This is a genomic window from Falsiroseomonas frigidaquae (assembly GCF_012163145.1).
Lineage (GTDB): Bacteria > Pseudomonadota > Alphaproteobacteria > Acetobacterales > Acetobacteraceae > Falsiroseomonas > Falsiroseomonas frigidaquae.
The window spans coordinates 446,042-458,420 of sequence record NZ_JAAVTX010000001.1; the positions used below are offsets into that span (position 1 = coordinate 446,042).

The window sequence follows — 12,379 nt, forward strand, 5'->3', positions numbered from 1 at the left end:
CCGGCCTTTTCAAACCGTCAAACGACCGTATGGGTCTGTAAAGGCCCGCCACCCCGCACCCCTGCTGGAACATGGCCCGCAAGCCCTTCAAGAAGGCCGCTGGCGCCGCAGCGGGCTTGCGGGGGTTCATCGCCTATTACCGCGTCAGCACCGACAAGCAGGGCGCCTCCGGCCTTGGCCTGGAAGCCCAGCAGGAAGCGGTGGAGCGTCATGTCCGGGCCGCCGGCGGCCGGATACTCGACGTGTTCCGGGAGATCGAGTCCGGCAAGAAGAACGACCGGCCGCAGATCGCCGCCGCCATCGTCGCCTGCCGCGCGCGCCGCGCCACGCTGATCATCGCCAAGCTCGACCGTCTGGCCCGCAACGTCGCCTTCGTCAGCAACCTGATGGAGAGCGGCATCGAATTCGTGGCCTGCGACAACCCTCACGCCAACCGGCTGACCATCCACATCCTGGCCGCCGTCGCCGAGCATGAGCGCGAGATGATCTCCGCCCGAACCCGGGCGGCGCTTCAGGCGGCGAGAGCGCGCGGCGTGCGGCTCGGCAGCCCGCGCCTCGTCGCCGGCGATGCCGAGCAGGCGCGGCGCGCCAATGCCGTGCGGCAGGATCTTGCGGCCGAGCATGCCGCGCGGGTGCTGCCGATGATTCGAGCCGCGCAAGCGGCGGGCTGCACCAGCCTGCCGCAGATCGCTGCGGCGCTGATGGCGCGCGGCGTGAAAACCGCTGCGGGCGCCGAGGTCTGGCACCCGACCCAGGTGCAACGCATTCTCGACAGGAACACCAGCTGATGGCCCGCACCACCAAGCCCGCATCCCGCAGCAAGGTGACCGCGGCCGCGCCGACGGTGACGCGGCCGCAGATCCTCGACCGCAAGGTCATCGCCGACGCCGGCACCTATGCGGTGAACAAGGCGGAGATCGATCGGCTCACCGCGGAGAACGAGGCGCTGAAGGTCACGCTGCTGCAGGCCATGGGCCCGCATGAGAGCGTCATCACCGGCAATCGCGTGCTGACGCGCAGCACCCATGCCGGCACGCCGGCGACCGAGAACGTGGTCATCACCAAGGCGATGATCGGCCAAATCATCCCCGGCAAGAAAGGCCGCAAAGGATATACCACGCTGACGGTGCAGTGAAGTTATTGCGAAACGTCAAAGTTTGGCGACTAGCCGCCTGATCGCCCTCAGAGAGTCGAGCCGGTAGTCCTCCTTTACTTGAACACGATGTCCCCCGATGTCCTGCTTTCCAGCCTTCAGCTGCGAGAACGGGACACCCCGAGCGAAGGCAACTACGCCGGAAGTCTGGAAATCCCTCACTTCAACAGTCCCATCCTTTGTGGAATTGAAGGTAAATAAGTGTGGGTGAGTCAGCAACAGCGCCCTAATATCGTCGTCTACAGAGTTCAAAACCGCCGCGTAAGCTGAGGCAGACCCCATGTACTGGGTGATCCTGTTCTTCGCGATCAAATGAACCTTGGGAAGGGTTCGTTTCGCCACCTCGAGCTTTGCGCTGAACGCATAGGTCGTATAGATCGGGTCAGGCAACTTAAGCCCGTAAAGAAGAGAGAGGGCATTCTGCACTGCCCGGCGGGAAGAGTCGTCAGCCATGACCGGCAGGATCAATCTGTCTGAGGCAGCTAGGGCTATCTGGGTGTAAACTGAAAAACTCGGATTGCAGTCGAAAAAAATCACATCGTGGCCGACCGCCAATCGCAATAGATCTGATATCCAATCAATTACGGCGATCCAGGTGTTCGTACCAGGGATCTGGTTATTTGCCAGGGTGTTGATTGCATTAGCTTGCAATTCGAGTAGAGGATCCCCGCAGATCAATTCGATATTGGTAGGGATCGCAGGGTTGTAGCGGGATGGGCGCGAGACAAAATCCGCCAGCTGAATAGTTGGCGGCATGGTGTAGGGGGAAGGAAGGCGAAGCTGAAAATAGCCGCCGATGCTAGCGCGCGGCATCGCGCCCTGACGCTCAAGCAGCTTATTGCTGCCGCCGTTCTGAAGTCCGCCTAAAAAGAGCTCCGAGAGGTTTGCTTGTGGACAAACATCCACAACCAATATTTTCTTGCTCGGGTTTTCAAGGCTGTACTCGCAGATCGCTTGGAACGCCAAGCTAGTTTTTCCCGTACCGCCCTTGTTGTTCCAGAATGCGTACTTCATGGCCGGACTCCTGTGTCTGAAATGGACTCTTACACGTCCGTGTTCGACTTTGCAACGTCCAGATAGGACTCATCACTGTCCGCCTTCGCCGACTTCCGCATGCTGACGCGCCGCCTCGATGACCTAGCGCGCAACCAGGTGCCCTTTGCCACGGCGCGCGCGCTGACCGACATGGCGCAGGCCGCCGCCGTGGCAAACCGCCGCGCGCTGCCGAGCGTCTTCGACAGACCCACGCCCTTCACCCGCAACAGCATCGCGGTCACGCCGGCCCGGAAGAACAGCCTGGTCGCGAGGGTCTTCGTGAAGGACCGCCAGGCCGAGTACCTGCAGTTGCAGGAGACGGGCGGTACGCGAAAGCCCGAGCCGTCGAAGCAGGGCGGCACCGGCAAGGGCCAGGCGCTGATCATGCCGAAGGCGATCGCGCGGAATGCGTTCGGCAACATCCCGCGCCGCGGCCTCGCCGCGCTGCAGCGCCGCAAGGATGTCTTCGTCGGCAAGACGCCGGCCGGCGCCGGCGGCTTCTTTCGGCGCCTGGCCAGCGGCGCGCTGCAGCCGCTCGCGCTGTTCATCGGACAGGCCCGCTACAAGCCGCGCTTCGGCTTCCGAGATCGCGCCATCAAGGTGGCCCAGGCCACCATGACACCGGCCTTTCGGCAGGCGCTCGAGAAGGCGATCGCCACGGCACGACGCTGAACTCGCGCCGCTCCCGCGCTCCACGACGCTCGCCCCCTGACGGCGGTGCAAGGTCCGTGAGGCGAGGTGACGCGGCGCGGCGGGGCAGGAAGGCCACCACCCCCCCCGGTCTGGGTCCTTCCTGCCCCCCACCCCCCGCACGGGATGCTTCGCACCCCGGCTCTCGCCCAGCTATGGGTAAAAAAAGGTGTCCGCACCCGTGGCCGACGGCATCTCCATCCGGGAATTTGCGCGGCGCGAAGGGTGCAACGACAAGCTGGTCCGTCGTGCCGTAGATCAGGGGAAACTCAAGGCTTTACCTAACGGAAAGCTTGATCCCGCCCTGGTCGGAACCGGCTGGCGGCACGCAAACCGCCACGTTGAGCCGGCTGCGGACAAGGGTGCGGACATCGTGTCCGCAGTGTCCGCACCCGCGGATCGCTTGGAGCCTCAGCCCCAAGGTGGTGCGCTGCGGCGCCGGCGGAGACCGGAGCGGGACGAGGACGATGAACAGGTCGACCTCGACGACTTCAGCCGCCGGTTCCTGTCCGGCGACATCCCTGACCTGGCGACCTCGGAAAAGGTGAAGGCAGCCGCTGGCGCCATGCGGGCCACGCTCGCGGCGCAGCAGCTCGGCGGCGCGCTGGTCGAGCTCGAGCTTGCGGAGGCCGTGCTCTTCGATAGCGCCCGTGCCGCCCGCGACGCCTGGCTGAACTTCCCCGCCAAGGTCGGGGCGTTGCTGGCCGCCGATCTGGGCCTCGAGGCAGATCGCGTCGTCCAGGCCCTGACCCCCTATGTCCAGCAGCAGCTCGAGGACCTCGGCGAACCCGAAGCCGACTTCACCCCCCGCGAGCAAGGCTGAACGGCTCCGCCTCGCGGCGCGGCGCGGCTGGACACCTCCGCCCCGGATCTCCGTCCCGGAATGGGCGGACCGGTATCGGCACCTCGCGAAGGAGGCTGGGTCGACCTCTGGCCGCTGGAAGACCAGCACGGTCGAGGTGGCGCGCGGCCCGATGCTCGCGGTCACCGAGCCGGGCGTTCATGCCCTGACGGCGATGGTCTGCACGCAACTGCTGAAGACGGCGCTGCTGGAGAACGTCTTCGGCTACCACGCCCACCTCGACCCCTGCCCCATGCTGCTGCTGCAGCCGAAGGAAGCCGCGGCCGAGCAGTTCAGCAAGGAGCGCATCACCCCGATGGTGCGCGCCACGCCCGCGTTGCGCAGCCTGGTCGGCACCGGCCGCACGCGCAATGCGGACGAGACTCTGCTCTACAAGGCCTTCCCCGGGGGCTTTCTGGCGCTGGCCGGCGCGGGCAGCCCTGACAACCTGGCGCGCCGCCCCATCCGGGTCCTGCTCTGCGATGAGGTGGACAAATACGTCGCCACGCGCGAGGGCGAGCCGATCGACATTGCGGAGGAGCGGACCGCCTCCTTCGCGCTGAACTACCTGGTGCTTGCTGTCTGCTCGCCGACGGTCGAGGACGAGAGCCGGATCGCTGCCCGCTACGCGGACTCCGACATGCGCCGCGCCTCGGTTGAGTGCCCGCATTGCCAGCACCGCCAGGTGCTGGACTTCTTCAAGCACGTCGAATGGGGCCGCGACGGCGCGGCGCACCGGCCAGAGACCGCGCGGATCCATTGCGAGGCCTGCGGCGTCGGCTGGAATGAGGGCGAGCGCCTGCGGGCGCTGCGCACGACGCGCTGGCACCAGACGCGCCCCTTCCAGTGCTGCTGCGATCGCCAGGTGCCCATGGATGCCTACGAGCTCGCCTGGCGCGCCGAGGACCGTGCCGACGCCAGCGGTAGCGCCCGCGCGCTGGCGCGGGTCTGGGACTGGTGGGAAGGCCCGCGGCATGCGGTCTACCGCGCCCGGTGTGCGCATTGCGGCGCGTGGGCAGTCCCGAACAAGCATGCCGGCTTCCAGGCCAGCAAGCTGTACAGCCCGTGGCAGAAGGACCGTCCAGCCGACATCGCGGCCAAATGGCTGGCAGCGCAGGGCGATCAGGAAAAGCTGCAGGTCTGGTGGAACACCCAGGCGGCGCTGCCCTTCCGGGCGCATTCGGGCCGGGCGCTGGCGCTGGATTCGCTGCTGCGCCAGGCTAAAAGCTGGGCAGGCGAGGTGCCCTTCGGCGTCGCCATCCTGACTGTCGGCATCGACGTCCAGGGTGACCGCGTCGAGCTCGAGCTGGTGGGCTGGGGCCGGCACGAGGAATCCTGGTCCCTGGCCTTCGAGATCTTCGAAGGCGACCCTGACACGGATGAGCTCTGGGACCGCGTCGACACCTACCTGAAGCGGCGCTTCCTGCGGGAGGATGGCCGCCCCTTCGTCATCAGCGCCGCCTGCATCGACACCGGCGGCCACTCGACACAGAAGGTCTACCAGTTCTGCAAGGCGCGGCTGGGGCGCAAGATCTGGGGCATCAAGGGCGAGAGCGCTCGCAACGGTACCCGGTCGCCGGTCTGGCCGACGAAGAAGCCGTCGGCAGCCACGAAAGCGACCTACCGCCCGATCATCATCGGCACGAACTCGGCGAAGGACCTGATCCGGAACCGGCTCGCGCTGGAGGCTCCACCGGATGGTGGGATCTACCCGCCCGGCTTCATGCACGTGCCGGCAGACCGCGACATCGGCTGGTACATGCAGATGACGTCGGAGCGGCTGATCACGAAGCAGGTGGGCGCACAACGGTACCGGGTCTGGGACCTACCCAGCGGCAAGCGCAATGAAGCACTGGACTGCCGCGTCTACGCTTACGCTGCGCTCTGCGGCCTCATGCACATGGGCCTGAAGCTCAACATTCGCGCCGACGCGGTGGCGTTGCCCTACCAGGCAGATGGCGAGGGCGGGGGTACCGCGCCGCTGCCACCTGCTCCGGCCGCGCCAGCATCGCATGACCCCGTGCCAGCCGCCCTCAGCGGGCCTGTCGCCCTTCCTCAGCCTGCCGCGACGGTCCAGGTCGCGCGGCACGGCACCACCCGCCCGAACCGGGCATCACGCTATGCCAGATAGGAGCGGAGGATGGACTTCAGCGTCATCGACACCGAGACGCTGAAGGCTTGGCATGTCGAGGCCCTGAGGGCCCTGCAGTCGCTCTCCATTGGCCGGCGTGAGGTCTCGCTGTCCTACTCCACCCCGGGCAGCGGACGCTCAGGCACCTACAGCGCGACCAACCGCGACGAGCTGGCGCAGTGGATCGGCCTGCTGGCGGATGCGTTGGCCGCTCGAGGCGAGCTGCAGCAGCGGCGGCCGCGCCGCCGCGCCATCGGGATCCGCTTCTGATGACCGCGACGATCATCGACCAGTTCGGCCAGCCGATCAGCCGCGGCGAGATCCAGCGGTCCCGCATGAAGGGGCTGATCGGCGGCCCCGGCGCTCCCTACGATGCTGCCGATCGCAGTTCGGCCGAGATGGCCGGCTGGAACGCGGTGCTGGGCTCGCCGGACACCGAGACCCAGCCGAGCCGAGACCTGACCGTCGCGCGCATCCGCGACATGGTCCGGAACGATGGCTGGGCGGCCGGCACAGTCACCCGCACGCTGGATGCCGCGATCGGCGCCGACTTCCGGCTCTCCGCCAAGCCGAACTATCGGGCGCTGGCGCGCCGGTTCGGCAAGGGCTTCGACGCGGTCTGGGCGAAGGAGTTTGCCGACGCGGCCGAGGCTGCCTTCGCCGCGCACTTCGAGGATCCGGCCTGCTACGGCGACGCCGAGCGCAAGCACGGCTTCAGCCAGAAGGCGCGCCTGGCCTTCCGCCACTACCTGGTGGAGGGAGAGGCAATGGGGCCGATCGGCTGGATGCCGGAGCGCGTCGGCTATGGCTGCGCCCGCTACGCCACCGTGATGCACCTGGTGGACCCGGACCGGCTGTCCAACCCGCAGAACGCCATGGACACGCTGCGCCTGCGGGGCGGCGTGGAACTGGATGAGGCGGCCCTGGCGCCGGTGGCCTACCACATGCGCCAGGCGCATGAGGCGGATTGGTGGGCTGCGGGCCGCGCCGTCACCTGGCAGCGCATGCCGCGGGAGACGTACTGGGGCCGGCCCGCCTTCGTTCACCACTACGACGCCGATCGCGCGGGTGACCATCGGCCGGTGGGCGGCATCTTCACCCCCGTTCTGGCCCGCATGCGGATGCTGGCGCAGTACGACCGGCTGGAGGTGCAGGCCGCGGTCATCAACGCCATCTTCGGCGCCTACATCGAAAGCCCCTTCGACGCCGATGATGTGCAGAAGGCGCTGGCCGAGGACGATGGCGAGGGCGAGAGCATCTCCGCCTATCAGCGCATGCGGTCCGAATTCCATGCTGATAACCGCCTCTCCGCCGGCAGCGTCCGCCTCGCAAAGCTGTTTCCCGGCGAGAAGGTCAGCACCATCACCTCATCCCGCCCCGCGGGCGCCTTCGACATGTTCGAGGCGGCGATGCTGCGCAACTTGGCCACCGCGACCGGCAGCAGCTTCGAAACCGTGAGCGCGAACTTCCGGGGTTCGACCTATTCCTCCGCCCGGCAGGCTCTGCTGGAAGCCTGGCGCACGCTGATCCGCCGCCGCACGGATTTCGGCCGCGGCTGGGCCAGCCCGCATTACGTGGCGCTCCTGGAGGAGCTGATCGACGCCGGCGACGTGCCGCTGCCGGCCGCCGCGCCAGACTTCGCGGAGGCGCGGGCGGAGTACGCCCGCTGCCGTTGGATCGGCCCAGGCCGCGGATGGGTCGATCCGACGAAGGAGCCCGAGGGCAGCCGTCTGAAGATCAGCTCGGGCCTCTCCACCCTGGAGAAGGAGGCGGCCGAGAATGACGGCTTAGACTGGGAGGAAGTCCTCGACCAGCTGCAGCTGGAACAGCATGGCGCGCGGAATCGCGGACTCAACCTGACCTTCACGGTCACCGGTGGCCAGCAGCCTGACGTCGTCGCCTCGAGTGGTGGAGCCCGAGTGTCGGGAATCCCGAGTGACCAAGACTAATCTGTCTCGGCCATAGCGGCGGCCAACTCCGCGATGACTTGCCCAAACGGTTCGCCCTTAAAAGCTTCGGCCATGAGCCGAAGTGTGTCCTCCTTGGTGACCGAAATGATGGTCTGGTACTTTCCGCCAAGCGTGATGTTGCAAGGCCCAACTGAAATATCCAGATCGCCCGTTGATCTCCGGCGGAGGTAGGTCTTGCCTGCCCTGAAGCGTTCGGTGCCAACGGGGTGACGTTCATAGCCGACCTCGAGGTCGGCACTCATGATAACGTTAGCGCCGCAGTCACGGCTCCAACCGCGCGTGGATACCTTCATTTTTCAAGACCTACGTTATTGCAGCTTAACGATAACACTCAAAGAGTGTGTAGGCAAGCTCTAGCTTAGCAGCTGACGCCTCGTGGGCGAGTTTGTGCTTTCGGGCTGAGTCATGCCCTTGCGAGGAATCGCCATGCACCTGTTCCCCCATCTTTCTCAGAGGATTCTTAACACCCCTCTGGCCCTACACCCGCAGAAGGCGGAGGTCGCAGTTGCGGCCCTGGCGGAACGCTTGGGCATCGCCCGGGTCGTGCGCGCGGATGGCTCGAGCATCGTCGCCTTCGACGATGACGAGGAATGGTCCCGGCCGGCGCGGGAGCCCCAGCGCGGCTATGACCTGGTCAGCGGCATCGCGGTGATCCAGGTCGAGGGCATGCTGGTCCAGAAGACGGGCACCCTGCGGCCCTATTCCGGCATGACCGGCTATGACGGGATCCGCGCCAACTACCTGACCGCCCTCGCCGATAAGCAGGCCCGTGCCATCGTGCTGGATCTGAACTCCGGCGGCGGTGAGGTCTCCGGCTGCTTCGACCTGGTCGACACCATCCACGCCACGCGCGGCGACAAGCCGGTGTGGGCGATCTGTGGCGACCACGCCTACAGCGCCGCCTACGCGCTGGCCTCGGCCTGCGACCGCGTCACGGTGCCCCGAACCGGGGGCACTGGCAGCGTCGGCGTCATCACCATGCTGGTCGACTACAGCCGGGCGATCGCCGAGGCCGGCCTGGCCGTGCATTTCGTCCATTACGGCGACCGGAAGGCGCTGGAGGGGCGCCAAGCCTACCAGGGCGTGAAGAAGGACCTGCTGGCCCGCCTGCAGGCGGATGTGGACGCGATGGGCGACCTGTTCGTCGAGACCATAGCCCGCAACCGAAGCCTTTCCGTCGCCTCCGTGCGCGCGCAGCAGGCGGATCATTATCTCGGCGCCGCCGGCGTCGCTGCTGGCCTGGCGGACTCCGTCATGGCGCCGGACGAGGCCTTCGCCGCTCTGCTGGCGCAGCTGGGCGACGCCTGACCCCACACCCCCCGAAGGACCCAAACATGAACCTCCGCACCACGGCGGGCGGGCTGCACGCGCGCTTTGCCCATCTCGCCGGCTTCGGCCGCCCGGCCGCGACCAAGTCCGGCGAGGACGAGAAGCCGAAGGACAAGGACGCCCAGGCGGCCGAGGAAGAGGACGAGAAGGACAAGGCCGCTGAGGAGGAGGAGGACGAAAAGGCCTCCGACGACGACGGCGAGGATCAGGCCGAAGACGACGAGGAGGACGAGGAGCGGGACGAGCAGGACAAGCCAGCGGCCGCCGCCAGCGTCGTGGCCGCGCGTCTGGCCGAGCGCCGCCGCTGCGCCGCCATCTTCGCCGCGCCCGAAGCAGCAGCGAACATCCCGCTCTGCGCCCATCTGGCCTTCGAAACGGACCTGCCGGTGAAGGCCGCGATCGGCGCCCTGAAGGCCGGTGCCGCCGGTGCGGCCACGCCGCGGCGCGGGCTGGCGGACCGCATGGCCGGCGAACGCGCTCCGCGCCTCGGCGCGGACGGCGGCACCGGAACGCCCAGCCGCGATACCCCGGAAGGCAATGCCGACTTCGTCCTCAATGCGGGCCGTCGCCCGCGCAGCAAGTAGGAGCGCCGCATGCCCGGCCCCCGCGTCTTCACCGAAACCTTCACTCCGGACCGTCTGATCGCCGGCCTGACCCAGCCGGTCCACGAGAATGGCCTGCTGATCTCCGGCCAGAACCTGGCCCGCGGCGCCGTGGTGGGGAAGATCACCGCCTCCGGCAAGCTCACGCTCTCGCTTTCCGCGTCCTCGGACGGCAGCCAGGTGCCCTACGGCGTCTTGGCCGATGCCTGCGACGCCACCGGCGGCGACCTGGCGAACTGCCCCATCCTGATCGCCGGCGAGGTGAATGAGAGCGCCCTGATCCTTGGCACCGGGCACACCCTGGCGTCGATCCGCGCGGGGCTGCGCGACAAGGGCATCCACCTGAAGTCCGTCATCCCGGCCTGATCGGCCCAGCAGGAGATCGGCCGATATGGCCCTGAGCATCTACGAGACCACCACCCTGATCCGGGTGGTGGAGAATCTGAAGGAACCCAGCCAGTTCCTGCTGGATATGTTCTTCCCAAACGTGACCCAGAGCGACACCGAGATGGTCTCCATCGACGTGTTCGACGGCAAGCGGCGCCTGGCGCCCTTCGTGAACCCGCTGGTCGAGGGCAAATTCGTGGAAGGCCTCGGCTTCACCACGCCCACCTTCGCGCCGCCCTATCTGAAGCCGAAGACGCGCCTCGATCCCAAGCGCGCCGTGCGGCGTACGCGCGGTGAGCGGATCGGTGGCGCGATGACGCCGATCGAGCGCGCGGCCGCGAACCTCCGCTTGGAGATGGAGGATCAGATGAACCAGATCTTCCGCCGGATGGAGTGGATGGGCGCGAAGGCCATGACGGACGGCGCCATCACCGTGGTGGGCGACGGCGTCCCGACGGCGGTCATCAACTTCGGCCGCGACGCATCGCTGAACATCACCCTGAGCGGCGGCAACCGCTGGGGGCAGGCCGGCGTCTCGCCGTCGAACAACATCGACGACTGGTCCGCCCTGGTGCTGAAGCGCAGCGGGTACCCGGTCACCGACGTCGTCTTCACCCCGGCGGCCTGGCGCCTGTTCCGCGCGGACCCGCTTGTTGCGGCCGTGGTGCAGAGCTTCCGCAACGGCAACGAGGACTTCTCGGCCGCCGGCGTCCGCCCGGAGCGTGGCGGCATTCGCCTCGGCAGCTGGGGGCAGTACACGCTGTGGATCTACTACGAGTGGTTCATCGACCCGGCGGACGGCGTGGAGAAGCCGCTGCTGACCGATGGCACGGTGATCCTCGGATCCAAGATGGTTCAGGGCGAGCGCGCCTTCGCGGCCATCCAGGACGAGGATGTCGGCTTCCCGTCCATCCCCTTCTGCCCGAAGAGCTGGACGGAGAAGGACCCGGGGGTGCGCTGGCTGATGACGCAGTCCGCGCCGCTGACCATCCCTTCCAACGTCAATGCCTCCGCCTCGGCACAGGTGATCTGACATGAGCAACGCGACCAAGGAAAAGGCGGCCGAAGCCGCCGAGACCGCGCCGCAGGTGATGGTCACGCTGTCGCCGGCGGATGCCGCGCGGCAGCGGGAGATGGACATCATCGCCCGTCAGCAGGCCCAGCAGGACGCACGCCGCGCCGCCTCCGGCACCGTGACGCTGGAGGCCATCGTCGGCTTCACCATCGTGGACGACGAGAACCCGGATGGTCGCGTCATTCGGCCCGGCCAGGCCTTCGAGGTGGCGGGCTATGACGTGCCGGCCTTCCTGGGGCGGGCCCGCCATCCGCGCGACGATGACGCGCCGGCGCGCGGCGCGCACGTCTCCGCCGGCTGACAGGGATGGATTTCGGCGCGCTGGATGCCTCCGTGCTGGCGACATTCCGCGAGCCGGAGCGCATCCTCTACGGCCCCCAGTTCCAGCCCGATTTTGAGATCACCGGGATCCTGGACCGTTACATGGTGGATGTCCCGGGGGCCGGCGACGGCCCGCCGGTTACCGTGGCGAAGGCCACGCTCTCGCTTCGCGCGGCTGACCTGCCGCCTGGCTTCACGCCGAAGGCGCGGGACCGCGTACTGATTCGCGACGTGACCTATGACGTGACGACGGAGGTACCGGCCGACGCTGCCGGCTGGATCGTCCTGCCGCTGGGGCGGGTCGCATGACAGTTGAGCACCGCGTCGCGGTACGAGACGCTGTGGCTGGCATCCTGGCCAGCCGCGTACCTGCCGTGCAGGGGCGCATCTTCCGCGCTCGCACCTGGCCTCTTTCGGAGGCCGAACTGCCGGCTCTGCTGGTCTATGGCTGGCAGGAGGAGAAGAAGCGCACCGGCGGCACTGCCTTCCGGTCCTTCTACGCCGTCTCCTTCATTCTGGCCGTGGAGGTCCGCCTCAACGCCCTCTCCCGCGCTGGCACGGTCCTGGAGGCCGAGCTTGAGCAGCTGAGCGGTGCTGTCACCGCGGCTGTGCTGCAGGCGGCTGAACTCCTGCTGCCGCCCGATCGCAAGATCGAACGCGTCGACGGGGTGAAGACAACCCTCGGCATTGACTCTCGCAGCAGCGAGGTCGCGATTGGCTCCGCGCTGATCGCCTTTGACCTCGGCTGGACTGAGGTCTTCGAGGTGCCGTCGCCGGCTGTCGATTGTGACGCCGACGCCACCAGCATCGCATTCCGCCCGATCCCGCCTGTCCAGGCGTAGGAG

Annotated in this window: 16 protein-coding genes; 14 read left to right on the forward strand and 2 right to left on the reverse strand. The window is 67.5% G+C overall.

Annotated features, from left to right (window positions below):
• Positions 1-71: 71 nt before the first annotated feature.
• Both HB662_RS02150 and HB662_RS02155 read left to right on the forward strand, forming a co-directional pair.
• Positions 72-788: a recombinase family protein gene (locus tag HB662_RS02150; protein ID WP_168046657.1), complete on the forward strand. Its 717-nt coding sequence runs from the start codon at positions 72-74 to the stop codon at positions 786-788.
• Positions 788-1,135: a hypothetical protein gene (locus HB662_RS02155; RefSeq protein WP_168046659.1), complete on the forward strand. Its 348-nt coding sequence runs from the start codon at positions 788-790 to the stop codon at positions 1,133-1,135. The genes HB662_RS02150 and HB662_RS02155 overlap by 1 nt, the downstream gene beginning before the upstream one ends.
• A gap of 15 nt (positions 1,136-1,150) precedes the next feature.
• On the opposite strand, the gene HB662_RS02160 is transcribed toward HB662_RS02155, so the two are convergent.
• Positions 1,151-2,167, reverse strand: coding sequence for a ParA family protein (locus HB662_RS02160; RefSeq protein ID WP_168046661.1), 1,017 nt, complete (start codon positions 2,165-2,167; stop codon positions 1,151-1,153).
• Positions 2,168-2,266: 99 nt separating this feature from the next.
• On the opposite strand from HB662_RS02160, the gene HB662_RS02165 reads away from it, so the two are divergent.
• From HB662_RS02165 to HB662_RS02185, 5 genes are all read left to right on the forward strand, one after another.
• The gene (locus tag HB662_RS02165; protein WP_168046663.1) at positions 2,267-2,860 is read left to right on the forward strand and encodes a hypothetical protein; all 594 of its coding nucleotides are present in this window, start codon (positions 2,267-2,269) and stop codon (positions 2,858-2,860) included.
• A 199-nt stretch (positions 2,861-3,059) separates the two neighbouring features.
• Complete coding sequence (locus tag HB662_RS02170; RefSeq protein ID WP_168046665.1) at positions 3,060-3,701, forward strand: hypothetical protein; 642 nt, start codon at positions 3,060-3,062, stop codon at positions 3,699-3,701.
• Entirely contained in the window at positions 3,634-5,850 is a 2,217-nt protein-coding gene (locus HB662_RS02175) for a phage terminase large subunit family protein (protein ID WP_168046667.1), read from the forward strand. The genes HB662_RS02170 and HB662_RS02175 overlap by 68 nt, the downstream gene beginning before the upstream one ends.
• A 9-nt stretch (positions 5,851-5,859) precedes the next feature.
• Positions 5,860-6,120 (forward strand): gpW family head-tail joining protein, encoded by a 261-nt coding sequence (gene gpW, locus HB662_RS02180; RefSeq protein ID WP_168046669.1) that lies wholly within the window; start codon positions 5,860-5,862, stop codon positions 6,118-6,120.
• On the forward strand, positions 6,120-7,799 hold the full coding sequence (locus HB662_RS02185; protein WP_168046671.1) for a phage portal protein: 1,680 nt from the start codon (positions 6,120-6,122) through the stop codon (positions 7,797-7,799). Before gpW ends, HB662_RS02185 begins: the two co-directional genes overlap by 1 nt.
• Here HB662_RS02185 and HB662_RS02190 read toward each other — a convergent pair.
• On the reverse strand, positions 7,796-8,062 hold the full coding sequence (locus HB662_RS02190) for a hypothetical protein (protein WP_168046673.1): 267 nt from the start codon (positions 8,060-8,062) through the stop codon (positions 7,796-7,798). The two genes, HB662_RS02185 and HB662_RS02190, sit on opposite strands and share 4 nt — an antisense overlap.
• 283 nt (positions 8,063-8,345) lie before the next feature.
• On the opposite strand from HB662_RS02190, the gene HB662_RS02195 reads away from it, so the two are divergent.
• From HB662_RS02195 to HB662_RS02225, 7 genes are read left to right on the forward strand one after another with little or no spacing between them, the layout of a single operon-like run.
• On the forward strand, positions 8,346-9,128 hold the full coding sequence (locus HB662_RS02195; protein WP_245185378.1) for a S49 family peptidase: 783 nt from the start codon (positions 8,346-8,348) through the stop codon (positions 9,126-9,128).
• 26 nt (positions 9,129-9,154) lie between these two features.
• Entirely contained in the window at positions 9,155-9,733 is a 579-nt protein-coding gene (locus HB662_RS02200; RefSeq protein WP_168046677.1) for a hypothetical protein, read from the forward strand.
• A 9-nt stretch (positions 9,734-9,742) separates the two neighbouring features.
• Positions 9,743-10,117: a head decoration protein gene (locus tag HB662_RS02205; protein ID WP_168046679.1), complete on the forward strand. Its 375-nt coding sequence runs from the start codon at positions 9,743-9,745 to the stop codon at positions 10,115-10,117.
• 25 nt (positions 10,118-10,142) lie between these two features.
• Positions 10,143-11,171, forward strand: coding sequence for a major capsid protein (locus HB662_RS02210; RefSeq protein WP_168046681.1), 1,029 nt, complete (start codon positions 10,143-10,145; stop codon positions 11,169-11,171).
• A 1-nt stretch (position 11,172) separates the two neighbouring features.
• Positions 11,173-11,514 (forward strand): hypothetical protein, encoded by a 342-nt coding sequence (locus tag HB662_RS02215; RefSeq protein WP_168046683.1) that lies wholly within the window; start codon positions 11,173-11,175, stop codon positions 11,512-11,514.
• 5 nt (positions 11,515-11,519) lie between these two features.
• Positions 11,520-11,843, forward strand: a complete 324-nt coding sequence (locus tag HB662_RS02220) for a head-tail joining protein (protein WP_168046685.1) — start codon at positions 11,520-11,522, stop codon at positions 11,841-11,843.
• Positions 11,840-12,376, forward strand: coding sequence for a hypothetical protein (locus tag HB662_RS02225; protein ID WP_168046687.1), 537 nt, complete (start codon positions 11,840-11,842; stop codon positions 12,374-12,376). The genes HB662_RS02220 and HB662_RS02225 overlap by 4 nt, the downstream gene beginning before the upstream one ends.
• Positions 12,377-12,379 lie beyond the last annotated feature (3 nt).

Bases quoted from the DNA above. Each gene is read 5' to 3' on its own strand.
- HB662_RS02150 (WP_168046657.1), top strand. From the start codon at position 72: ATGGCCCGCAAGCCCTTCAAGAAGGCCGCTGGCGCCGCAGCGGGCTTG.
- HB662_RS02155 (WP_168046659.1), top strand. From the start codon at position 788: ATGGCCCGCACCACCAAGCCCGCATCCCGCAGCAAGGTGACCGCGGCC.
- HB662_RS02160 (WP_168046661.1), bottom strand. From the start codon at position 2,167: ATGAAGTACGCATTCTGGAACAACAAGGGCGGTACGGGAAAAACTAGC.
- HB662_RS02220 (WP_168046685.1), top strand. From the start codon at position 11,520: ATGGATTTCGGCGCGCTGGATGCCTCCGTGCTGGCGACATTCCGCGAG.
- HB662_RS02190 (WP_168046673.1), bottom strand. From the start codon at position 8,062: ATGAGTGCCGACCTCGAGGTCGGCTATGAACGTCACCCCGTTGGCACC.
- gpW (WP_168046669.1), top strand. From the start codon at position 5,860: ATGGACTTCAGCGTCATCGACACCGAGACGCTGAAGGCTTGGCATGTC.
- HB662_RS02225 (WP_168046687.1), top strand. From the start codon at position 11,840: ATGACAGTTGAGCACCGCGTCGCGGTACGAGACGCTGTGGCTGGCATC.
- HB662_RS02175 (WP_168046667.1), top strand. From the start codon at position 3,634: ATGTCCAGCAGCAGCTCGAGGACCTCGGCGAACCCGAAGCCGACTTCA.
- HB662_RS02165 (WP_168046663.1), top strand. From the start codon at position 2,267: ATGCTGACGCGCCGCCTCGATGACCTAGCGCGCAACCAGGTGCCCTTT.
- HB662_RS02215 (WP_168046683.1), top strand. From the start codon at position 11,173: ATGAGCAACGCGACCAAGGAAAAGGCGGCCGAAGCCGCCGAGACCGCG.
- HB662_RS02185 (WP_168046671.1), top strand. From the start codon at position 6,120: ATGACCGCGACGATCATCGACCAGTTCGGCCAGCCGATCAGCCGCGGC.
- HB662_RS02205 (WP_168046679.1), top strand. From the start codon at position 9,743: ATGCCCGGCCCCCGCGTCTTCACCGAAACCTTCACTCCGGACCGTCTG.
- HB662_RS02210 (WP_168046681.1), top strand. From the start codon at position 10,143: ATGGCCCTGAGCATCTACGAGACCACCACCCTGATCCGGGTGGTGGAG.
- HB662_RS02200 (WP_168046677.1), top strand. From the start codon at position 9,155: ATGAACCTCCGCACCACGGCGGGCGGGCTGCACGCGCGCTTTGCCCAT.